This is a genomic window from Kitasatospora sp. GP30 (genome assembly GCF_029892145.1).
GTDB classification, from domain to species: Bacteria; Actinomycetota; Actinomycetes; order Streptomycetales; family Streptomycetaceae; genus Kitasatospora; species Kitasatospora acidiphila.
Genome location: NZ_JARZAH010000068.1, coordinates 1 through 20,234, shown reverse-complemented (window position 1 = coordinate 20,234; position 20,234 = coordinate 1). Strand labels below are relative to the sequence as shown.

The following is a 20,234-nucleotide window of genomic DNA, read 5'->3' as shown; positions in this document are numbered from 1 at the left end:
GCGCCAGGATCTCGGCGTCCTTGTCGCGGTCGCTCATCGGCAGGAGCCGTATCAAGGTGAACACACTTGTCAAGGCCAGGTAGGGCAGTCGCAGCGCACCGGACCATCCTGGAGCCAGCCGGAGCCAGCTGGCAATCAGCGAGCGAGACCTTCGCTGTCCCTGGACCGGCCGGCCTCGCGACAGCGCCCACAGGTCAACTGACCAGCACGGACGTGGTTCTTGGCACCTACAAGGCTCACGACATGTCTGACGATCTCGGCTTCACGTGCTCTTGCTGCGGCGAACATCACGCAGAGATTCCCATGGGCTACTCGACCATGGCGCCCGATGTCTGGGACCCCGGCTTCGAGGCCGATGCGGACAGCATGCTGTCGTCTGACCAGTGCATCATCAAGGGCCAGCACTTCTTCGTCAGGGGCTTGATCGAGATACCGGTGATCGGCAGTGAGGACGTCTTCTCCTGGGGTGTCTGGGTCTCTTTGAGCAGGGACAACTTCGCCCGCGCGCTTGAGGTGTGGAACACGGAGGGGCGAGAGACAGAGAAGCCATACTTCGGCTGGCTCAGCACCGAGCTGGCGCTCTACTCGCCCAGCACCATCAATCTGAAGACCAACGCTCACACGCGACCGGTCGGGAACCGCCCCTTTATCGAGTTGGAGCCCACCGATCACCCGCTCGCTGTGGAACAGCGCACCGGGATCACCCGCGACCGCGTGCGTGAGATCGCCATGACCGTGCTGCATCCGGCCTGACCGTCTCCGTTGAGGTGATCGCTGGGTCAGGGCTCGTCGTCCTCAATGGCGTTGGGGTTCTCGTAAAGGGCGAGTTCCGCCTGCGCTGCGCGCATGTTCCTGGCGTGGCAGCGCATTGAGCATGCGGCGCGTGGTCGGTGCGCGGCACGGACCATCACGGTGCCGCAGCCGGGGCAGTTGGCCATCGTTCGCTGGCCAGGGAGGACGCTGTGGCTTGAGGGTGAGGTGGCCAGCAGGGTGCTCCGGCGTCGGCAGCGGGCCGAGCACCACCACGGGGTCGGCTCTGGAGAGGCCTGTGGTTTTGGGGGACGTCCGCAGTATTCGCAGGCCGGCCGGTCAGGTGACGGTGGTGGCGTGCGTTCCAGAAGCTCCTGGAGTGTGTCGAGGTCCCGGCCGCTGGCGGCGGCGAGGCGGGACCAGCTGAGGGTGCCGGCTTCGGTAGGCGGGTCGCTGAGGCATGCCTGGAGGTAGGCCGCCTTGAGGAAGTTCGCTGCGGCGAGTCGGGCGATGAAGGACTCGGCGCCTTCACAGGGGCGGGGGAAGACCTGGATGGGCAGCTCGCTGACCGGTAGGTCGAGCGTCTCCAGGCTGGTCAACGGGCTGCTCTCCTGGGCTGGGGTGCCTGGTTGGTGGCGTTGACGTCCAGGGGGATGTCGTCCAGCTCGGCCTGGGTGATCTTCTCGGAGCCGGTGAGGACGGCGTCGATCGCGGCGCCGCGGATCAGGTGGGAGAGGGCGCCGATCATGCCGCCGGTGCGCTCGTGGAGGTGGCGGTCGAGGCCGACGAGGGTGCCGGGCTTGTGCCGGTGCAGCAGCAGGGTGTCTTCCATGGTCTTGACCAGGCCCTTCCACTCGTCGTTGTAGGGGAAGGGGTGGGTGGGGATGAGGGTGAAGCGGCCGGCGATCTGGGCGCCGCGGGTGCTGGTGAGGATCGAGCTGTGCTCGATGTCGATGCCGGCGTAGACGAACGTGGCGGGGATCCGTTCGGAGAAGTACTTGAGGGTGTCGGAGACCTCGGCGCCCTGGCGGGTGGTCAGCGAGATGTTGTGCACCTCGTCCACGATCACCAGGCCGGTGCGGGCGGTGGTGCAGACGCCGACGACGGCTTCGATGATGTCGGTGGTGTTGAGCCGGCGCTGGACCGGCAGGCCGAGGAAGCGCGCGAACTCGGCGGCGATCATGCGGGCGGTCGCCGCGGGCGGGACGGTGATGTAGAGGACGGGGATCCGGCCGGTGGCGTCCGGGTGGATGCTGCGGTCGTGGAGTTCGTGGGCCAGGCCAAGCTGGGTGACGGCGATGGTCTTGCCGGTACCGGCCGGGCCGGAGACGATCAGGCCGCGACGGGCGCTGATCGCGTGCCTGTTCAGCACGACCAGGCGGCGGCCGGTGGCGACGGTGTGCCGGACCGTGGAGGTGGCCACCACCATCAGGCGGGAGTGATGGTCGATCCGCAGCCCGTCCAGCCGCTGGCGGGTCGCCGGCGACAGCGTGGCATACATCCTCGGTGAGGGGGTCGGGATGTCCCGTGTCTTCGGCGGGCCGGCCACGAACCGGCGCCAGCCGTCCTTCGTGGTCAGTTGCTGGCCGGCGTCGTCGGTGTCCGGCAGCGTCATCGTCGTCTCCAGGGGTCTTCGAGCGGGTCGAACAGGCCGAGCGGGATCACCTTCGCGAGCTTCTCCTCGGCCTCGGCCTCGGTGATGTCCGACTCGGGTGTCGGTGCGGCCTTCGGCTCGTCGGCGGCCGGGGCGGGCAGCCCGGCGACTGGGCCGGCGGCCTTGGTGCGGGCAACGACCCGCCGGTCACGCCGGGTCGGCTTGGCGCCGGCTTCCGCGGGCGGCCCGGCGTGGGCGCGGGTGAGGAGCGCGGCGACCGCGTCGGCGATCTCCCTCTCGGTGGCGCCGGGCAGCTGGTGGCTGACGTGGTCCCAGGCCATGTCACCGAACGGGACCGGAGCGCGGTTCAGATGCTTCCAAGTCGCCTGGATCCAGGGCCTGTCCTCGCGGCGGTGGTCGCGGACCCAGACCCGGGAGACGTCGTAGGGGTCGCGGTGGACCTCCCACAGGCCCTTCTTCGCGGCGATGCCGGAGTTCTGGTTCCGCATAGGGTTCAGGTCGGGGCTGTCGTAGGTGCGGTGCTGGATCTTGATGCCGTAGTCGTTGACCGCCCGCCACTCGGCCGGCAGGAGCTCGACGTAGTCGTCGCCGCTGAGCGCGATGGGGACGTAACCGCAGGCCTCGACGAGGGTCGCGTACTTCTCGTTCGGGGCGAACATCCGGTTCGGGTGGGCGGGGTCGCGCAGCCCGTCGTGCGGGCGGTTCTGCCACTGGGCGACGATCCACTCGTCCAGGAGTTCCTGGAGCTCGAGCAGCGACCACAGCCGCTCGCGTTCGGGGTGGCGGCCGCGGTGGTCGGCGCTGCGGCCCAGGTGGCCGGGCAGGAACTGGACGAACAGGGTGGCGATCGAGGCCAGCATCTTCTCGATGTGGCCCTTCTCGAAACCGGAGCCCTTGTGCGCGGGCTGGAAGTCGATCTCCAGGAACCGGCAGGACGCCTTGAAGTTGCGGGAGATGAACACGTTCTCGTTGTCGCAGACGATCATCTCCGGGACGATCACCGGCCGCGCGGCGGCGTGCTCCAGGCGCTCGTCCAGGCTCAGCAGCCGGCGATGCGGCAGCACCGAGCGCGACATCCGCAGGGCCTCCGCCCAGCCGGGCCGCATCAGCTCCGGGGTGACGGTGCGGGCCAGCAGCACGCTTGCGTCGACCGCCTTCGTGGTCGGCCGCAGCACCGCCGCGGACAGCGTCCGGGTCGCGACGTCGATCATGCCGGTGAGCTCGATCCGGCCCGGGACGCCGTCGTCGAGCAGCACCAGCACGTCCATCGGCGTGGAGTCGATCTGCATCACCTGGCCGGGGGCGAACGCGGGCAGCTCGCCGAACGGAGCCGCGGCGCCGTGGGCTTTGGACCGGCGGGTGGTCGCGGTGCTGAAGGTGTGGGTGCCCTCGGTCAGCTTGGCCAGCAGGCGGTAGAGGGTGGCGCGCGAGGGCAGCTTCACCGCCTGTCCGTCCTCGCTGGCCTTGAGGATCTCCTCGGTCCGCCAGAGGAGGTAGGACCCGGTCTTCGTGGAGGAGTCGATCCCTTCCTTGATCGCTGCCCGCATCGCGGCCACGATCGCCTCGTCGACCGTGCCGAACTGCGGCCGCTTGCGGACCGGCCGGTAGTCGACCAGGCCGAGCACGCCGTCCTGTTGGTAGCGGCGCCGGTGGTGGGCGACCGCACTGGCCGTCACCCGGTGCCCTGCCACGGTCAGTTCGGCGGCCTTGACCTTCTGCCGGGCGGTGAGCGACTGCCCGGGCCCGTACTCGGGCCGGGGAGCGGTGCCCGGGGCGGCGCCGAACGGCAGGCCGTGCAGCACCTCGAGGATGTGCCCCTCCCACCACAACGCCTTTTCCAGCACCGCCGGCGGCAGGGTCTCCAGCAGCGACACCGGCGGAAGCGGCATCCGGGCCGGGCTGGTCAGCACCTCGAAGTCGTCGGCATCGAACAGCTCCAGCAGCGGGACGACCCGATAGGGGCCGTCTTCGTCGGTCAGCGTCACGGCCAGCGCGGACACCGCGAGCACCCCGCGCTGCCGGCCGTCGAGCCGCACCAGGTCGCCGACCGTGACCTGAGCCGGCCGCCTCGACTCGCTCATCGCTGTCGCCTTCCCGTCCAGACCAGGCTCTCCGCGTCGAGCGGTTCGGACTCCAGATCCGCCGCCAGGGCGCCGGACCACAGCAGGTGGAACAGCACCGGTAGGACGAGCAGCCGGTCCCCGACCGACTCGGCACCGGCCCACAACGGCCGCGGTCTCGCGAAGGCCTCGACCAACCGGGCGGCCACCTCAGCCGGCCGTCTCGCCCGCTCTCTCCGGTAGCGCGAGAGCCAGCGCACGTTCTCCATGAACACCGGATCCGGCGTGCCCACCCGCTCGAACTCCCAGTCCGCGGCCGCGCAGGCTCGGCCGGTCGCCGCGAAGGCCTGTACCGTCCGCTCGTCCAGCCGGTCGGCCGCTCGGACGTCGACCACCCGGGCTCGCCCGTCGGCCAGGCGCACGAAGTAGTCCGGCGCGTGCCGACGTTCGCGTCGGCCGTCGTGCCAGTGCAGCCAGAATGGCTGCGAGGCGATCGCCACGACCTGCGGATCGCGGTCCAGCAGGATCAGCCGGTCCCGTTCCAGCCACGACTCGTACCCGACGTGGCCGCGCGCCGTCACCGAGTAGTACAGACCCGCGAAGCTCTGCCCGCCCTTGGCCCAGTTGAACTCCCGGACCGGCTCGACGTCCTCGAACCGCACGTCCCAGCACCCGCCGAGGCGGGCGCGGTGAAGCTCGTCGCCACGGCGGAAGGCCAGGTCGAACGCCGATAATGCCTCGTCGCCGTACGCAAGCGCGAGTCCAGCCACCCGTCTCCCCAGGTCGATCCGAAACCGGGTCCAAAGCCTAGGAACCAGGCGGTCGAAGCTCACCGAGAACGGGCTCAAACTCACCGAGACGGGTCACCGGACCTTGACCACTGGCCGGTGTCGTGGCTGTGTCGGTGACGAGGGTTAGGGTGCGGTGCCGTGGACGCCGCTGATCTTGAACGTCAAGCCCGGACCTTGTCCGGCTGTATCCCGCCGCCCCTGGTCGCCCGGCTTCTTGAGCTCGGCCATGAACGAGAAGTCGAGTCGCAGGCCGCCCAAGGGGAGTGGTTCTGCGCACGAGCGTGGGCCCAGCTCCTCGGCGAGCGTGGCCGGCAGGACAGCGCGCGGGAGGTCCTCGCTCCGTACGTCGCGACGGGCTGGTGGCCGGCTGCCCAGTTCCAGGCAGAGCTGCTGGAGAGCTGGGGGCAGGCCCAGGAGGCGATAGCGCTGACCCGCCCGTACGCGCAGGCCGGTGACCGGATGGCGCTCGACTTCGTAGGGCGCCTCCTCGCCCGCCATGACCGCGGCGCCGAAGCCTTCGAACTGCTGCGGTCCGGAGTTGAGGACTGGTTCCTCGCCACCGCCCTGGTGGACGTTGCCGAAGCGGCGGGCCGCGACGAGGACGCCGCCGCGCTGCTGACCGCCTGGATCCCGGCCGACCATCGCTGCGACACCCCGTGGTGCTCCCGCGGCGGCCTGGACGCCGACACCGCAGTCGGACTGCTCGCCAGGATCCGTGAGCGCCAAGGCCGCATCGACGAGGCGATCGCCCTGCTGCGGACCCGGCGCGTCACCTCCGTCAACGGCCGTGACCAGCTCGCCGAGTTGCTGGCCCGGCACGGTCGGATCGAGGACCTGCGTGCGTACGCGGCCTTGGACGACCACGGGCACGCCGCGCAGCGCCTGGCCGAAGTGCTGGAGGAGCGCGGCGACCTGGAGGGCGCGATCGCCGTCTACCAGCACGAGGAAGTCTCGTCGACCCGCCGCTACCACGACCCCGTGCTGCTTGCTGGGCTCCTGTCCCGTCACGGCCGGGGTGACGAGGCGATCGCGGTGATGCGCGCCCTGGTGGACTCCCCGGGCGGCGCGGAGGACTGGATCGTTGACACGCTGTGCACTCTGTACGCAGAGCACGGCTGCGCTCAGGAGGGCTTGGCTCACCTTGATGCCCTCAAGGCGCGCCGTGACGGCGAAGAGGAGTGGGACTTCTTCCGGATGCGGCTCCCGCTAATGGCCGACTGCGGCCTGCTCGACGAGGCGATCGAGCAGGCACGAGCGCACCACGAAGGCGACACCGGATACGCGGCCTGGTCCCTCTCGGACCTGCTTGCCGAGGCAGGCCGAACCGAGGAAGCCGTCGCCGTCCTCGAACAGCACCCCGCCTCCAACAGCCCCGTGCTGGCCCAGCGCCTCATCGACCTCGGACGCATCAACGACGCTGTCCGAGTGCTCCAGAACCGGCCGAGCGCTGGACCGGTCGCCGACCCCTGGGCCCGCACCTACTCAAACGAACCACCGTTCTGACGCTGGAGGCCGCGGTCAAACTTCGGTGAGACTCGTCAAACTTCGCTGAGACGGGTCAGCTACGGCGGCCGGTGGATTGGACAATTCTGTTTCGTGGAGCGCGAGTTGGCGCTCGTTGTTGCAATATAGGCGCAGCGTGCCGGCGCGGGGACCGGGTGGCCCGTGCGCCGACACGCACCATCTGCCGAGAAGATCGGCAAGGCCGGGCCGTCCCGTCTGGGGTGCCTGTACTAGAGCTCGCTGGTCCGGTCGGAGCGGGCCGGGTACCGGCCGGCGGGCTGGCTGGAGCAGGTTCCTGCGGGTTTACGGTTCCTGCTGCCGGGCTGGGGGTGTGTGGGTTGAATGGGCATGCAACGCCTGCCAGGAGGGCATCCCGACAGCGGCAGTGGTAGTGGTGAGCCCCTCCGCGTCGGTGAATGCGTACTCCAGCGAGGCCATGGCTGCGCCGATCATGGCGGTCAAGGCTTCGTAGGATGATGCTGTCCCGCATGTGAGGTCGAGCCGTTGGGTGACTTCGGCTGGTCCGAGCGGGCCCGGCAGGACCAGATTGAGGTAGCGGTCGATTCCGGGCATCTTGCGGACTGTCGGTGCACCGTTGACGCGGCCCAGTGCGCGTGCGTCCTGAGGGGGAAGGTTCCAGAACTGGAAGACGATGCCGGGCCACGATGGGGTGGTCATGCGCACGGGTCCGCATGCGAGGTCGGCGGCCAGGGCGAAGAGGTCAAGTCCGAGGGCCCGGTCGGCAAGCTCGGCGATCCATCCGCCCAGACGTCCGTTGACCTCGATCAGGCGGGGACCGGTCGGGGTGAGCTTAATCTCGGTGTGGGTCAGGCCGTGCCGGATTCCGAGGGCGTCGATGGCCTGTGCGGTCAGCTCTCTGATGGCCTGGTCCTGGGCGGCCGGGACGGCAGCCGGCCAGAACTGGCCGCACTCCCGGAAAGGCGGCGACAGCGGGAACTTTCCGGTGACCGCCAGGTGGACGGGACCGTCGGGGGTGAGCACGCTCTCCACACTGACGTAGTCGCCGAAGCGAGCGTCGTCGGCCCCCAGCAGCATCTCCTCCAGTACGTAGCGCGGCTGTCGCCCGGCCTCCTCATCCGAGGCCAGGAGCCAGGTGATCGTTTCGACGGCCTGCTGCGGATAGTCGAGGCGGAAGGTGTCCCGGCTTCCCTTGCCCCGGGCCGGCTTGACCACGGCAGGCAGGCCTACGTGGTCGAGGGCCGGTCGGAGGTCCGACTCGCTCTGGATGACGTAGGAGCGTGTAGCGTCGACTCCGGCCGCCCGCAGGCGCTCGCGTTGCCGCCACTTGTCGGTCAACAGGTCGGCAACCTCGGGTGAGTGGAACGGCAGTGCGAGGGTGGCGGCCACGGCCGCCGTCTCGGGGATCATCTCCGCGTAGGTGGTGATTCCATCCGGCTTCCACTCGCGCAGGGCCGGGAGGTTGGCTGGCCACTGTGACAGCCGGAACACTGGCCCGGCGGCGCGCAGGAACGGTTCCACCTCCTTGGCGTGTGGGCTGTCGGTGGTGAGGAAAGCCAGCTCGAACCGGCCTGCGAGTGAACGCAGCAATTCACCGGCTCCCGCTGCGCCGTCGTCATAGACGACCAGGAGCCGACGTCGTTCGTCTGTGAGGACGGTAGTCATCGTGGTGCTTCCTCGGGTGCGTGGTGGGTGAGACGGGTCAGTCGGCTGCTGGCCAGCAGGCTCCCGGCGGGTAGCAGGATCGCGAGTGCGGCGAGGGCGGGAGCGCCGGTTGGAAGGACGACGGCCGAGAGCAGCCACGGTCCGGTGACGGCGGCGGCGTTGCTGCTGAGGCTGAGCCGAGTCGTCACTGCGGTGAGTTCGCGATCATCGGCGAGGACGAGCGGGACCTGCCACTGGGCGTAGGCGGCCAGGAGTTCACCCACCGTCAGCACGACCACCGCGGCGATCACCAGGGCAGCGGCGACGGCGCGACCTGAAGCATCGGCTCCGGCAAGTGCGAGGACCCCGAGCCCGACGGCGATGCCTGAGCAGATCAGCACGCGGGGGAGCGGGGTGCGTCGTCGCTCTAGCACACCGGTCACCGGGATCTGTAGGGCCATGACCAGGATGAAGTTCACCGCGAACGCCAGACTGGCGAACCAGGGCGGGATTCCGGAGCGGCCGGCGATCAGCGCCGGAACACCGAACGTCAGTATGCTCTCGTAGAGGGTGAGTACGCCCAGGCCGGCGATCAGCGGCAACATGCCCGCCCAACCGCGAGTGCTCGGCCGGGGTTTGGCCGCCGGTGCCGCGACGACGCCGGTCTGGTCGGGCACCGCCAGCACGATCGTCGCGGCTGCGGCATAGGACAGGCCGTTGGCGAGCACGCCGATGGCGTAGGCGGCGTCACTGCGCACCGCGAGGATCAGTCCGCCCGCTCCAGTCCCCAGCGCCAGACCGACATTGGCGGCGGATCGGCGCAGTGCGAGCAGTGCGGCCCGCTGCTCGGCCGGAACGGTCAGGCTCAGGAACGCCTGGCTGAGCGGGCTGGCCGTGCGGTCCTGAACCACACCGAGCGCGATGAGCACCAGCGCGACGCGGGGCGGCACCAGCGGCATGGCGAGGAAGGTGGCTGCCCGTCCGATATGCAGGGCCACCAGACCGGGTCGGGCTCCGGCCCGTCCTAGGAGGCCTGCCAGCGGCGCGGCGACAACGAGGGCGAGCAGGCCGCCGATCGACATGCTCAGGCCGACCGCGGTCAGCGACGCACCGCGGTGCAGCATGTAGAAGACGGCGATGGCTTGGAAGACGCCCGAGCCGGTGGTGTTGAACAGGCTGGCCAGTGTCAGGAGCCGTGTTCCCGGGGGTGGGGTGACCGCGGCAAGTATTCGCCGGTGGGCCGGTGGGGCGGTGTCAGCTGTCACTGGCGGTGTCCAGGTGTCGCGCGACGGCGCGGGCCAGTGCGGTCAGCTCGTCTGGCCGGGCGCAGTCGGCTCCCGCCGTCACGGTCAGCCGCAGTCGCCCGCCGTCGTCGGTGATCTCCAGGGCGAGCATGGTGTTGTTCCACCAGAGCGGCACCACGTCCGGCTCCTCCACCGGCGAGGGCAGGTCCTTGCCCAAGGTGACGTTGAGGAAGAGCCAGGGGCGGGTGCGTGTGTGTCCGTGCTGTTCGGGAGCCAGGTGGCGGATCAGCGTGGGGTGGGGGACGCACTCGTGCTCGGCCGATTCGCGCAGCTGCTCCATCGCTGCTGCGGCGGCCGTGCGCAGCACGGTGGGCAGCTGCTGGGGCGCGGGCCGGACCACGGCGTGCGAGCAGAAGGCGATCAGGTTCTCCAGCCCCTGCTGGCCGCGGTTGGCGATCGGGGTGACGGCGGCCTCGGCGGTGCCCACCAAGTCGCGGGTGGCCAGCCAGGTCGCTGCCAGGAGCACGGCGAAGGCGCTGACCCGCCAGTTCGCCGCGGCCTGCTTCAGTGAGCGCAGCCCGTGCTCGCCAAGGTCCTCGGTGATCCGCAGGGGCTGGGCCCGCAGGTTGGGCGTAAATCCGGGCGCTCCCAGCAGGGCCGTGGTGGGCACCACCTGGTCGCCGAGCGCAGCCCGCCAGTAGGCGAGGTGGCCGACGAACTCCGGTGAGTCCTCCAGCGCGTTGGCCTGGTGGACGAACTGCTCCAAGGCGTGCCGGTTTTGCGAGTTCTCGGCCGCATTGTCGATCCGACCCACACCGCTCAGCTCGTCGATGATCTGGCGGAGAGCCAGGTCGCCCGAGTGCCCGTCGGAAACCAGGTGATCCAGCGTCAGCCCGAAATAGGCAGCGGTCGGGCTGTGCAGGTAGCCGGCGCGCAGGCGGGGCGACTCGTCGAGCCCGAACGGCTGTTCGGCAAGCGGCAGAAGCGTCGCCGCGGCGGCATCTGGCCCTGGGTCGGCTGCCAGCTTGACCACGGACAGCTCGGCTTCGCCGGGCGTGGCGCGGTCCTCGATCTGCGCCGAGTCGAGGGTGGGGCTGAACCGCAGGCGCAGTGCCGGCTGCCGGGAAACCAGCGCGGCAAGTGCCGCCGACACCGCAGCCGCTGTGGGGGTGTCCCCGGTGAAGCGCAGCATCCGAAGCGGCAGCGTGAACGGCGAGGCGGGCAGGCCAGAGCTCTCGCGCGCGGCCCGTTTGCTGAGGACGCTCCGTTGGGTTGCCGTCAGGGGAAGCGAGCCGTCGTTGCCGGTCCCGACCACCTCCGCCGCCGGTCGCCCGGTCGCGTCGCCGATGGCGATGAGCAGGTCCGCGAAGTTCGGGTGGCGGAAGACGAGCGTCGGGTCCAGGTCACGGCCGAGAGCGCTGGAGAGCCTGGTGAACAGCCGGGCCGCCAGGAGGGAGTGGCCCCCGTCCGCGAAGAAGTCCGACGCAGGGTCAGGGGCGACGTACAGCAGGTCCTCCCACTCGCATGCCAGCAGGGTCGGCAGGTCGGGCGTCATGAGCGCTCTCCTGGGATGACGTCGGTGAGGGAGGGCAGCTGGGCTCGGCACCAGGCAGCCAGCTCGGCCGGAGTGGTGAGCAGGTGGTCCGGAGCGGCGGCGGTCAGGTCGGCCAGGTCCGCGTATCCGTAGGCGACGGCGACCGTCTCCAACCCTGCCGCCCGGGCGTGTCGGACGTCACTTCCGGTGTCGCCGGTGTAGGCGGTTGCGCCGTGTTCGTCTCGCAGCTTCACCAGCTTGTCGGTCTTGCTCCCCGGCTGCTCCCGGCTGAGGAGTTCGCGCGGCATCGACTCTGTGGGCAGGTCCCTGCCGAGGATGGCCAGGACCGTCGAGCGGTGGCTCCCGGTGACGATGGCGTACCCGCGGGTTCTCGCCAGCTCGCCGAGCACGGGTACCAGTTCCTCGACGATCCCGTTGGACTCGGGTGCCACAGCAGCGAGTTCGGCATGCCGCTGCCAGAACTCCTCCGCCCGCGGGTAGCTGGTCCAGCGGGTGAGCGAGGAACTGAGGACGCCGCGGTAGACGAGTGGAAGGTCGGCCGGGTCGGTGAGAGAGGGAAGTTCCCACAACCCCAGCTCGGCGCGCGCCTGCTGGTAGCAGGACCAGGCACGCTGCCGGGAATCGTGCAGCACACCGTCGAAGTCGAAGATCAGCATGAGACCGCCAGGGAGACAACGGGTACTCCGCACCAGCGGAGCAGACGGGGATCGGGCAGTAGCCCGGCGAGTTCGGCGAGGTCCTCCGCGGCCTGCGCCCAGCGGGCAGGCAGGCTTCGCGGAGCGAGCAACAGGTCGGTTCCGCTGCGCACCAAGGCGAACCGGTCGCCCGCCCAGTCGGCCACGCATCGCGCCACCTGGTCCGGCGGCAGATCCAGATCTGATGGTTCGGCGATCCCGGTCGGCGCGAAGGGGAGCACGGTCTGCACCAGCGCGGCGGGTGCGGCAGGCCAGGTGTGCGCCACGGGCGGCAACTGGTCCTCGACGAGGCCCTCGACACGGATCGCCGTCCGGAGAACGGTCGCCGCCTCGGCCATGGAACGCTGCAGCCGATAGGCGGCAACGGCGTTCTGCTCGGCGCGTTGCGGGTTGTAGGTGCGAGGCAACTGTTCGCCCCGGGCGATGCCGTAGCAGAGTGTGGCCGCCGCGAGAGCGGGGCCCCACTCGCCTGGGTGCCGGTGCCGCATCCGCCCGGTCAGCTCGGCCAGGTCGAGGTCGAAGGTGATGCCCAGGGCGGCGAGGTCGATCAGTGGACTGAGCAGTTCGTTGTCACGCCGGTAGGCGTGGGTGAGATGGCCGGTCTTGCGCAGCGTTCCCGAGGAGTCGACGAGGAACTTCTCCGCCTCGCACCGGTTGTCCGGGGCGCTCGGGGGGAGCAGCGCCAGATGCCAGCTCAGCTGCTCGATAGTGTCCGGGTGTTCGGCACCGGTCAACGCCCGGGCCACCTTGTGGAGAACCTCGGGGGCCGGCCGACCCGGGCCGAGTGTGAACGGCAGCCGCTCTCCACGTAGCAGGGCGTAGTCGATCGCCGCGTCGGCCAGGCCGTCCGGTCCTTCGTCGGGCAGCGGGGTGCCGTGCACGATCTCGGTGACAATCAGGGAGGGAGCCACCGCGAGGGTGGCGGGCAGCAATGGGGAGGACAGCGTCGCCGCGTACCGGGCCGCGTCCCCGAAGCGGCCCGGCGGTATCCAGGACACCACAGCCTCCCTCTGGCCGGCGGCCGAGGACAGGCGTACCGCCGCCCGGGCCGGCGAGCGCAGCCGTAGCCCCGGCCACGGGGCGTGGACGGAGTTGTGACGCCCTGTCAGATAGCCGTCCAGTGTCAGCGGTCTCTCGCCGAGCCAGTCGGCCTCCGCGGCCAGGCAGTCCGACAAACTGCGCGATGCCAGCCGCAGGGTGGACTGCCACTGCTCGCGCGGAAGGGTCGTGACAGGTATACCGGCATCGCGCATCGGCCGGACATCGTCGTCGGAGAAGCAGGGCAGCAGCACCTCGGTACCTGACGGTGTGCCGACTTCGCGAGCCAGGGCGAGCAGGGTGCGGCAGGTGAGGGGCGGATCGTCCACCAGGATGACGCGCCGCTCGTCGACATCCAGGAACTGACCAGAGCGCAGCGAGGCCAGGGCGACATCAATGCCAGCGGCCTCCAGACACGCGACCACCACCGGCGCTAGGTAGGCGCCACCGGTACGAACCCCGATGACGCGCACTGGCCCGTCATCGGTCCGGTTCGCGAGCCATGCCTGGGCCAGGCCCACCAGGTCGAGCCACTCCACGCCCTGGACAGCCAGCGCTGCCGGCAACCGCACCAGCGACTCGTCCGCCGCCAATGCGGCCGGCGCGGTGCTGCCGGGCGGCAGGGTGAAGCCCACCTCGCCGGCAACCAGGGCTCGGGCAGCCAGCAGGGTGAGGGCCTGCAGCTCGGCGGCCTCACGGGCCGCCGTGTCGCTCGCGCGCACCCAGAGCGCGGCGAGCGCCTCGTAGCTGCGCAGCGTCTCGTGGATGTGCCCTGGACGGTCGGCGAGTTCGCGGGCCAGTGAGCCGACGGTGAGTATGGGTATCGACTGCACCTGGCTCATGAGTTCGCCTCGCGACGGGCGACGGTGTGGACCAGGCGGGCCATCTCGCGGTACGGATCACGGGTGGATGCGGCCCACTCCAGTTCGAGTGCCTGCGCGTACTCGGCCTCATCGGGCTGCCAGTCGTCCCGGTGGTCGTGGAAGATGCGTACCCCTTGCCACGGAAGCGGCACCAGGCCGCCGGCCTGCGCCCACGCGTCCAACTGTGCAGCGTCGTCGCCACGCGTGTGCAGGCCGAGGTTGCCGATGCTGGTGTCGGCATGGGCTTCGATGAGTTCACGTGCCTGTCGGTACTCGCCGCGCAGGGCCTCACGGACGCCAATGGCCTTCCGGTTCTTGGTCAGGACGCTTAGCACGCCACCGGGTGCGACCAGAGCGGCCAGCTGGCTGATCGCCCCGGCCGAGTCGTCCAGGTACATCAGGACGCCGTGGCAGCAGACGGCGTCGAACATGCCCAGGTCCGCGGGCAGGGTCGTGATGTCCGCCTGCAGGAGGCGGATCCGGTCGGCGAGAGCAGAATGCGTCCCGAGTCGCTCGGCGGCGGAGGCGAGCATGTCGGCCGACGGGTCGACCCCAGTCACTCGGTGCTCTGCCGCGGCCAGACGGAGCGTCATCTCGCCATTGCCGCAGCCGAGGTCCAGGATGTTTGCCGGGGTTCGGGGAAGCTCGGCAAGGAGTCGGCGAGCGACGAGATCGTGCCGCAGCCGACCGCGCCCGGAGGTGTTGTAGCTCGCGTAGGAGCCGCCTACCGCGCCGAAGTCCGTTGTCGGTGATGTCATTCGGGGATCTCCTTGTCCAGGGCCGGCCAGTATTCGACGAAAAACAGGAACGACGGGTAACGGCCTGTGTCCAGCACTGCGCCGGCTTCACCCGAAAGGGTCAACCGGCCGGCCCTGATGGCCCGACGAGCCGCCACGAGTCGAGACAGTTGCGCGGCCACCTGCGGTACCCGGTCGCGGGCGGGGGAGGAGGGCAACCACTGGTGGAACTGCTCCTGGCTCATCTCCTCCCACACCACGACATCCGCGAGCCCGTTGCCTAGCCGCAGCGCTACCAGGTGCGGCACGGCGACGGCGGCGGGGTCGGCGAACCGATGGCCTGTCACCTGCACTGCACCGGGATAGTCGCTGCGAACGTCGCGAAGGTGGCCAGCGAACGCCTCACCGAGGCCGCAGGCCAGACAACCGCAGCGGGACAGCCGGGGTTGGAGGTCTGCGGCGGTGAAGATCCGCTCAGTCATCCGCGGGGCTCGTCGACCGCGGCATCGACCGGGCCGTAGAGCCGGTAGTAGTCGTCGATGATTCCGGAGCGGGTCAGGATGTCGTTGGTGGCAGCCAGGTTCCGACCAGGCTGCAGCAGCTCATCTCCGCACGCCAGGTGGATTGCTCCGACGATAAGACCGGCGAGCACGAGGTCCACATAGCGGTTGGACAGGCTCTCGGCGAAGTGGAAGTTGATCGGCATACCGTGTCCGATGACGAGTACCTCGGGGCCGTCGGCGAGCTGGTAGCTGGTGCCGGTTACACCGAGGTCAGTCACGGCGCTGCTGCCTTCGCGCAGGCCCGCCAGACCGAACTCATAGTCACGGCTGGTCGTGCTCACCAGGTAGGCGCGGTCGCGCAGCCGCCGCGCCTGTTCCAGCCCGAAGCTGCCGCGGCCGGCGCATCCGACGATCAGCTTGGGCTGGTGGCTGGCCACCAGCTCGTCCAGTGAGCGGTGGGTGGTGAAGCCCTCTTCGTGGGCGTTCACCAGGCGCGTGATCGCCGTGTCGTAGACCGCGACGCGAAGGCGTCGTGCCCGCAGGATGCGCGCGACTTCACTGCCGATCCGGCCGAACCCCAGGACCAGCGCGGCCTGGCCCTCGAACTTCTCGTTGGGTAGCAACCGCAGGGTGTTGCGGATCGCGGCATCGGCGATGCCGTAGGACTCGATCGCTCCCTTCATCTCGCTCTCGGCGACGCTGAAGAGCGGAATGGTCAGTTCCAAACCCTCCAGCTTCCAGATGCCGGACATGGTCTGCTCGACCAGCCCGATGAAGTGACCGATCCGGTCAGGTAGTTCGCGGATCACGACGGGCAGCACATAGCCGCCGTCGTCCATCACGATGCTGCGCTTGCCGGCCTTCACCGCCCTGGCGATGTGGTCCTCGATGCCCGTGCGCAGCTCGCTGTAGCGCCAGACCGTGATTCCGCGCCGCGACACCAGGTGCGCGTCCACGCGCCGGGAGTTCGCGTACGGGTATTCCTTGTCGATGACGGTGAGGTGGGCCGGGTCCGCGCCCAGGGCCACCAGGCTGTCCACCAGCACCAGGAAGTCGGTCATGTGGTGAATGGTCAGCAGGACGGCGATGTCGGCGAGCGGCTTGTCCGGCCACCGGGCCGGCAGCCCGGCGGTGATGGGCAGCTCGGAGGTGGCGGTCTCGCTCTCGGTCACGGTGAATGGCAGCCGCTGGACCACCTCGAAGAAGGCCGCGCTCTCGGCGGCCGTGCCGTGTTCGACCGTGGCCACCAGCCGGTAGCTGCGATCGGCGACCGCGTCCGGCCTGGCCGGCGCGGCCAGGACGAGCCTGCCCTCGCCGCCGTTGGCGAGGACGCAGTCCCAGGATGTCGCGGCGTCAGAGGCGCGGTGGCTACGGATGGCACCCGCGTCCTGCAGACGGAGGATCAGCTCGGTGGTGAGCTGCCGGGCCTCCACGGCGTCGGCGACGAAGTCGATCGTATGGGCGAGCGGCGGTGCGAGGTCAAGCTGGTTCATTGAATCCCCCCTGGTATCAATGGTGTTGGAGCGGGAAGCGCGGAACGGCCGGGGCTCACCGATCTAGGGCGAACGTTTGGCAGATCCCTGTTGTCCGCAACCCGTCGGCAAGGAAGGGCCCGGGATCGCCGTCGGTGACAGCCCTGATCCGGGCCAGTCCCAGACGATCGGCGATTGCTTGAGCCGATCGGACCAGCGGCTGCTGCGCTTGCGGTTCGGCCCAGAGCTCGGCTAGCAGAAGCTCACTGGTATCCAGGTTGCGTTGGGCCAAGGCGAGCAGGAGCGAACCGGTGAGCGGCTCCACGAGGAGGTTCTCGGGACGGAAGCGAGCGTCGCTCCGCCACCGTGTGAGGGTGCTCGCCGCGAACTGCGGTGGATGGCCGCCGAACCGGCGCGCCGCCGTGGCCACCAGATGGTCGAGCTCCCGTGGGTCGGGGTAGTCGGCGCCGCTGGCGGTCTCAACGGCCTGGCGCACCGGGCTGCCCTGCAGAACGGTGGTCCTGTTGAGCTCGAACCACCCCTCGCTCGTGAAGAAGTCGGCGGCACCGGCTCTGTCCGTCGGGACGTCCGTGGAACGCAGGGACCCCCGCACGGACTCGACGGTCGTACCCAGCAGTCGCTTGCCGAGACCGGTCCGCCGCATGGACGGGTCGACGACCGGCCCCCACAGGCGCGCACGCACCTCGCCGGGCTCCGGTGACCGCACCGCACACCACCCCACAAGCATGCCGTGGCGACGCGCGGTCACTAGCAGCGGTGGCTCTCCGGTCAGCGCGTTAGTCAGCCGTGAGCGGACGAGAGTCACACTGACTGGCCGGTTGTCGCTGAAACCGTGGATGCAGCGCTGCGCCAGTTCCGCCAGCTCCGCCGCGAGGACGTCATCCAATTCCTCGTTCGATGTCAGCAGGGCTGCGGTGGTCATGACGGCCGCTTGGTGAGTGCGGCACGGTCGAGCTTCCCAGAGGCAGTGGAGGGCAGCTCAGCCACTTCGATGAAACGGCTCGGGATCATGTACTCCGGCAGCCGCCGCGCCGCGGCGGCCCGAAGCGCCGGAACGTCGCACCCACTGCCGGCCGACACCACGTGGGCCACGATCTGGCGCTCACCACGCGGACTCCGGGCGACCGTCACAGCAGCCCTCTTGACACCGTCAAGTTGCAGAAGGATCGCCTCGACCTCGCCGAGTTCGATGCGGTAGCCGCGCAGCTGGATCTGGCGGTCGGCACGCCCGACATACCGCAGCTCCCCGTCCTCCCCCAGGAGTACCAGGTCGCCGGAGGCGTACCAGTGGCCGGTGCCAGGACCGCCGAGCTCCACGAACTGCTCTGCGGTCCGCTGCGGGTTGTTCAGGTAGCCGGCTGCCACCTGCGGTCCGCGCAGGAAGAGCTGTCCTTGGTCGCCGGGCTCTACAGGCTGGAGCGCGGTGTCCAGAACCTGGAACTCGAACCCCGGCAACGGCGTGCCGATGGAGGCCGGAAAGTCCGGGATCTCGGTCTGCCCCAAGCGGCGGAACGTGGCATGCACGGTCACCTCCGTGATGCCGTACATGTTGGTGAGGGCGCCGGTGTGCCCAAGTTCCCGCCAGCCGGCCACCGCGCCAGGGCGCAGTTCCTCGCCTCCGAAGATCACATGGCGGATGGACGGCAGGCGCGTCCCGCTGTCCCGCAACGTGTCGACCAGGTGCTCGAACACCGAGGGCACCAGGTTGAGCACCGTCACACCGCTCTGGGCGAGCCACTCGACGGTTCGTCCCGGTGAGCGCAGGACCGGCTGCGACGGAATCGCCAAGCAGCCGCCCGTGGTCCAGGCACCCCACAACTCCCAGACCGAGAAGTCGAAGTTGTAGGAATGCATCAGCGCCCACACATCCCGAGCCTCGAAGTCGAACAGGCTCCCCGTCGCTTCGAAGAGCGCGGCCAACTGCTCGACGCCGATCGCCACCCCTTTGGGGACACCTGTGGACCCCGAGGTGTAGATGACATAGGCGAGCCCGGGCTGAAGGCTGGCAGCCGACGCGCCCTGGCAGAGCCGGACGGCCCGCAACTGCGTGTCCTCGAAATCGCGGTCCTCCAAGACCGCGCTCAGTGTCGCTTCGCGTTCGATCAACGCCGTACGGCCCGACGGATATGCCGGATCGAGGGGAACATAGGCTAACCCCGCCTTGGCCAGACCTACGATCGCGACCGCCACCCGCCGGTCCCGGCTCAGCCGCAGACCGACCCGGGCCCCCGGTCGCAGGCCAGCAGCGCTAAGGCGTGCAGCCACTTCATCGGCTGCGGCATCAAGTTGACCGTACGTTAATTCTGCCTGCTCATCACGGACAGCAGCAGAGTCCGGCTGGGCGGCCACCCGCGCCGCGAACCTCTCTAATGGCGTCCGGTTGGACATGCTTCCCCCTTGTCCTGCCTGGTCTGATCCATCATGACCCGCCCCGACCTGTAGCCCGTCGCGACACCGTTCCAAGGCCTGGCGCCCCTGGCGTCGACCGTACAGAGCGCACAGGAAGCATTGCAACCGCATATGTGACATGTCACTGCGACTCTGATGACGAACGGTGAGTGCCAGCAGAGCGCTGGCTGTGCGGGCATGCCGAAGTGACCGTGGGACCAGGAAGCAGGTAGTCCCACGGCGTGGCTTCGTGTGCTGTCGGGTTGTCCTGCCTAAGGGCTTGCCGAGGAACAAGGTGTTGCTTCCCGCTGTGCGGCTCGTTGGTCTGGTATGGGTGTTTCGGAGGGGACGAGGTCTCAACTCGCTGCCAAGTTCGAGGTGTTGCTGCCGCATCTGGATGAGCGGCAGCGTCGCCTGGCGATGGGAGCGGAGGCCCGGGCTCTGGGGCACGGGGGGATCCGGGCCGTGGCCCGGGCGGCGGGCGTCAGCGAGGTGACCGTGTCGAAAGGCGTGGCCGAGTTGGAGTCGGGCCAGGATCCGCTGGGCCGGGCGCGACGGGCCGGTGGAGGCCGCAGGCGGCTGGCCGATCTGGACCCCGGCCTGCGGCCGGCGCTGTTGGCCCTGGTGGAGCCGGACGTGCGTGGTGATCCGATGTCGCCGTTGCGGTGGACGACGAAGTCCACCCGCCGCCTGGCCGCCGAACTGACCGGGCAGGGCCATCGGATCTCGGCCGACACGGTCGCCGACCTGCTGCGGGAGGAGGGCTTCAGCCTGCAGGCGAACGCCAAGACGCTGGAAGGAAAGCAGCATCCCGACCGGGACGCGCAGTTCCGCTACCTCAACGAGCAGGTCCGCGAGCACCGTGACGCGGGTCAGCCGGTTATCAGTGTCGACACCAAGAAGAAGGAACTGGTCGGCGAGTTCAAGAACAGCGGCCGTGAGTGGCAGCCCGGCGGGGAGCCGGTGCGGGTGAGCGTCCACGACTTCGCTGATCCGGCGCTGGGCAAGGCCGTCCCGTACGGGATCTACGACCTCGCGGCGAACGCCGGCTGGGTGAACGTCGGCTGCGACCATGACACCGCCGCCTTCGCCGTGACCTCGATCCGCCGCTGGTGGCACGGCCTGGGCAAGACCACCTACCCACAGGCGACGCGGCTGCTGATCACCGCGGACGCCGGAGGCTCCAACGGCTACCGCACCCGGGCCTGGAAGATCGAGCTGGCCGCGCTGGCCGCCGAGACCGGGCTGACGATCACCGTGTGCCACCTGCCTCCGAGCACCCAATGCCGTTGCTCGACTCAGTGAACTATCGCAGGGTTCAGGGTGATGGTCTTTGCTGGGACACGTCGGGTCGGTCGACGTGGTTGACCTGCCTT

Annotated in this window: 16 protein-coding genes and 1 pseudogene; 3 read left to right on the top strand and 14 right to left on the bottom strand. The window is 69.6% G+C overall.

From position 1 onward, the window contains the following. Nucleotides 1–303 precede the first annotated feature (303 nt). Nucleotides 304–753 carry a DUF2199 domain-containing protein gene (locus P3T35_RS39335; protein WP_280709688.1) on the top strand — a complete coding sequence of 150 codons (450 nt, stop codon included), beginning with the start codon at nt 304–306 and terminating at the stop codon, nt 751–753. A 26-nt stretch (nt 754–779) separates the two neighbouring features. On the opposite strand, the gene P3T35_RS39330 is transcribed toward P3T35_RS39335, so the two are convergent. From P3T35_RS39330 to P3T35_RS39315, 4 genes are read right to left on the bottom strand one after another with little or no spacing between them, the layout of a single operon-like run. Beyond that, complete coding sequence (locus P3T35_RS39330) at nt 780–1,349, bottom strand: hypothetical protein (protein ID WP_143676950.1); 570 nt, start codon at nt 1,347–1,349, stop codon at nt 780–782. Then, complete coding sequence (locus tag P3T35_RS39325; protein WP_101383054.1) at nt 1,346–2,365, bottom strand: TniB family NTP-binding protein; 1,020 nt, start codon at nt 2,363–2,365, stop codon at nt 1,346–1,348. The genes P3T35_RS39330 and P3T35_RS39325 overlap by 4 nt, the downstream gene beginning before the upstream one ends. After that, complete coding sequence (locus tag P3T35_RS39320; protein WP_101383055.1) at nt 2,362–4,446, bottom strand: Mu transposase C-terminal domain-containing protein; 2,085 nt, start codon at nt 4,444–4,446, stop codon at nt 2,362–2,364. Before P3T35_RS39320 ends, P3T35_RS39325 begins: the two co-directional genes overlap by 4 nt. Then, nucleotides 4,443–5,195, bottom strand: a complete 753-nt coding sequence (locus tag P3T35_RS39315; protein WP_180356668.1) for a TnsA-like heteromeric transposase endonuclease subunit — start codon at nt 5,193–5,195, stop codon at nt 4,443–4,445. The genes P3T35_RS39320 and P3T35_RS39315 overlap by 4 nt, the downstream gene beginning before the upstream one ends. 195 nt (nt 5,196–5,390) lie before the next feature. Here P3T35_RS39315 and P3T35_RS39310 point away from each other — a divergent pair, with 195 nt between their 5' ends. Next, complete coding sequence (locus tag P3T35_RS39310; RefSeq protein WP_280709684.1) at nt 5,391–6,719, top strand: hypothetical protein; 1,329 nt, start codon at nt 5,391–5,393, stop codon at nt 6,717–6,719. A gap of 303 nt (nt 6,720–7,022) precedes the next feature. Here the strand turns inward: P3T35_RS39310 and P3T35_RS39305 are convergent, their stop codons facing one another. The 10 genes from P3T35_RS39305 to P3T35_RS39260 all read right to left on the bottom strand — a co-directional run bounded on the left by P3T35_RS39305 (nt 7,023) and on the right by P3T35_RS39260 (nt 18,858). Continuing rightward, nucleotides 7,023–8,087 (bottom strand): ATP-grasp domain-containing protein, encoded by a 1,065-nt coding sequence (locus P3T35_RS39305; protein ID WP_180356669.1) that lies wholly within the window; start codon nt 8,085–8,087, stop codon nt 7,023–7,025. Between the two features lie 272 nt (nt 8,088–8,359). Then, nucleotides 8,360–9,607 carry an MFS transporter gene (locus P3T35_RS39300; RefSeq protein ID WP_101383058.1) on the bottom strand — a complete coding sequence of 416 codons (1,248 nt, stop codon included), beginning with the start codon at nt 9,605–9,607 and terminating at the stop codon, nt 8,360–8,362. Beyond that, entirely contained in the window at nt 9,597–11,141 is a 1,545-nt protein-coding gene (locus P3T35_RS39295) for a condensation domain-containing protein (RefSeq protein ID WP_101383059.1), read from the bottom strand. The genes P3T35_RS39300 and P3T35_RS39295 overlap by 11 nt, the downstream gene beginning before the upstream one ends. Continuing rightward, a complete protein-coding gene (locus P3T35_RS39290; protein WP_180356670.1) occupies nt 11,138–11,797 on the bottom strand; it encodes an HAD hydrolase-like protein in 660 nt (219 codons plus the stop codon). Before P3T35_RS39290 ends, P3T35_RS39295 begins: the two co-directional genes overlap by 4 nt. After that, nucleotides 11,791–13,716, bottom strand: coding sequence for a hypothetical protein (locus P3T35_RS39285; RefSeq protein WP_180356671.1), 1,926 nt, complete (start codon nt 13,714–13,716; stop codon nt 11,791–11,793). The genes P3T35_RS39290 and P3T35_RS39285 overlap by 7 nt, the downstream gene beginning before the upstream one ends. Beyond that, nucleotides 13,713–14,495, bottom strand: a complete 783-nt coding sequence (locus P3T35_RS39280) for a class I SAM-dependent methyltransferase (RefSeq protein WP_101383061.1) — start codon at nt 14,493–14,495, stop codon at nt 13,713–13,715. The genes P3T35_RS39285 and P3T35_RS39280 overlap by 4 nt, the downstream gene beginning before the upstream one ends. Continuing rightward, nucleotides 14,492–14,956, bottom strand: coding sequence for a hypothetical protein (locus tag P3T35_RS39275; protein ID WP_101383062.1), 465 nt, complete (start codon nt 14,954–14,956; stop codon nt 14,492–14,494). Before P3T35_RS39275 ends, P3T35_RS39280 begins: the two co-directional genes overlap by 4 nt. Then, nucleotides 14,953–16,470 carry an NAD(P)-dependent oxidoreductase gene (locus P3T35_RS39270; protein WP_101383063.1) on the bottom strand — a complete coding sequence of 506 codons (1,518 nt, stop codon included), beginning with the start codon at nt 16,468–16,470 and terminating at the stop codon, nt 14,953–14,955. The genes P3T35_RS39275 and P3T35_RS39270 overlap by 4 nt, the downstream gene beginning before the upstream one ends. 55 nt (nt 16,471–16,525) lie before the next feature. Next, nucleotides 16,526–17,392: a GNAT family N-acetyltransferase gene (locus P3T35_RS39265; RefSeq protein ID WP_101383064.1), complete on the bottom strand. Its 867-nt coding sequence runs from the start codon at nt 17,390–17,392 to the stop codon at nt 16,526–16,528. Then, the gene (locus P3T35_RS39260; protein ID WP_180356672.1) at nt 17,389–18,858 is read right to left on the bottom strand and encodes an amino acid adenylation domain-containing protein; all 1,470 of its coding nucleotides are present in this window, start codon (nt 18,856–18,858) and stop codon (nt 17,389–17,391) included. The genes P3T35_RS39265 and P3T35_RS39260 overlap by 4 nt, the downstream gene beginning before the upstream one ends. Nucleotides 18,859–19,188: 330 nt before the next feature. Here P3T35_RS39260 and P3T35_RS39255 point away from each other — a divergent pair. Next, nucleotides 19,189–20,139, top strand: a pseudogene (locus P3T35_RS39255) (ISAzo13 family transposase); the annotation flags it as partial. Nucleotides 20,140–20,234: the final 95 nt, after the last annotated feature.

Bases quoted from the DNA above. Each gene is read 5' to 3' on its own strand.
- P3T35_RS39295 (WP_101383059.1), bottom strand. From the start codon at position 11,141: ATGACGCCCGACCTGCCGACCCTGCTGGCATGCGAGTGGGAGGACCTG.
- P3T35_RS39265 (WP_101383064.1), bottom strand. From the start codon at position 17,392: ATGACCACCGCAGCCCTGCTGACATCGAACGAGGAATTGGATGACGTC.
- P3T35_RS39320 (WP_101383055.1), bottom strand. From the start codon at position 4,446: ATGAGCGAGTCGAGGCGGCCGGCTCAGGTCACGGTCGGCGACCTGGTG.
- P3T35_RS39335 (WP_280709688.1), top strand. From the start codon at position 304: ATGGGCTACTCGACCATGGCGCCCGATGTCTGGGACCCCGGCTTCGAG.
- P3T35_RS39285 (WP_180356671.1), bottom strand. From the start codon at position 13,716: ATGAGCCAGGTGCAGTCGATACCCATACTCACCGTCGGCTCACTGGCC.
- P3T35_RS39270 (WP_101383063.1), bottom strand. From the start codon at position 16,470: ATGAACCAGCTTGACCTCGCACCGCCGCTCGCCCATACGATCGACTTC.
- P3T35_RS39280 (WP_101383061.1), bottom strand. From the start codon at position 14,495: ATGACATCACCGACAACGGACTTCGGCGCGGTAGGCGGCTCCTACGCG.
- P3T35_RS39325 (WP_101383054.1), bottom strand. From the start codon at position 2,365: ATGACGCTGCCGGACACCGACGACGCCGGCCAGCAACTGACCACGAAG.
- P3T35_RS39260 (WP_180356672.1), bottom strand. From the start codon at position 18,858: ATGTCCAACCGGACGCCATTAGAGAGGTTCGCGGCGCGGGTGGCCGCC.
- P3T35_RS39290 (WP_180356670.1), bottom strand. From the start codon at position 11,797: ATGCTGATCTTCGACTTCGACGGTGTGCTGCACGATTCCCGGCAGCGT.
- P3T35_RS39275 (WP_101383062.1), bottom strand. From the start codon at position 14,956: ATGACTGAGCGGATCTTCACCGCCGCAGACCTCCAACCCCGGCTGTCC.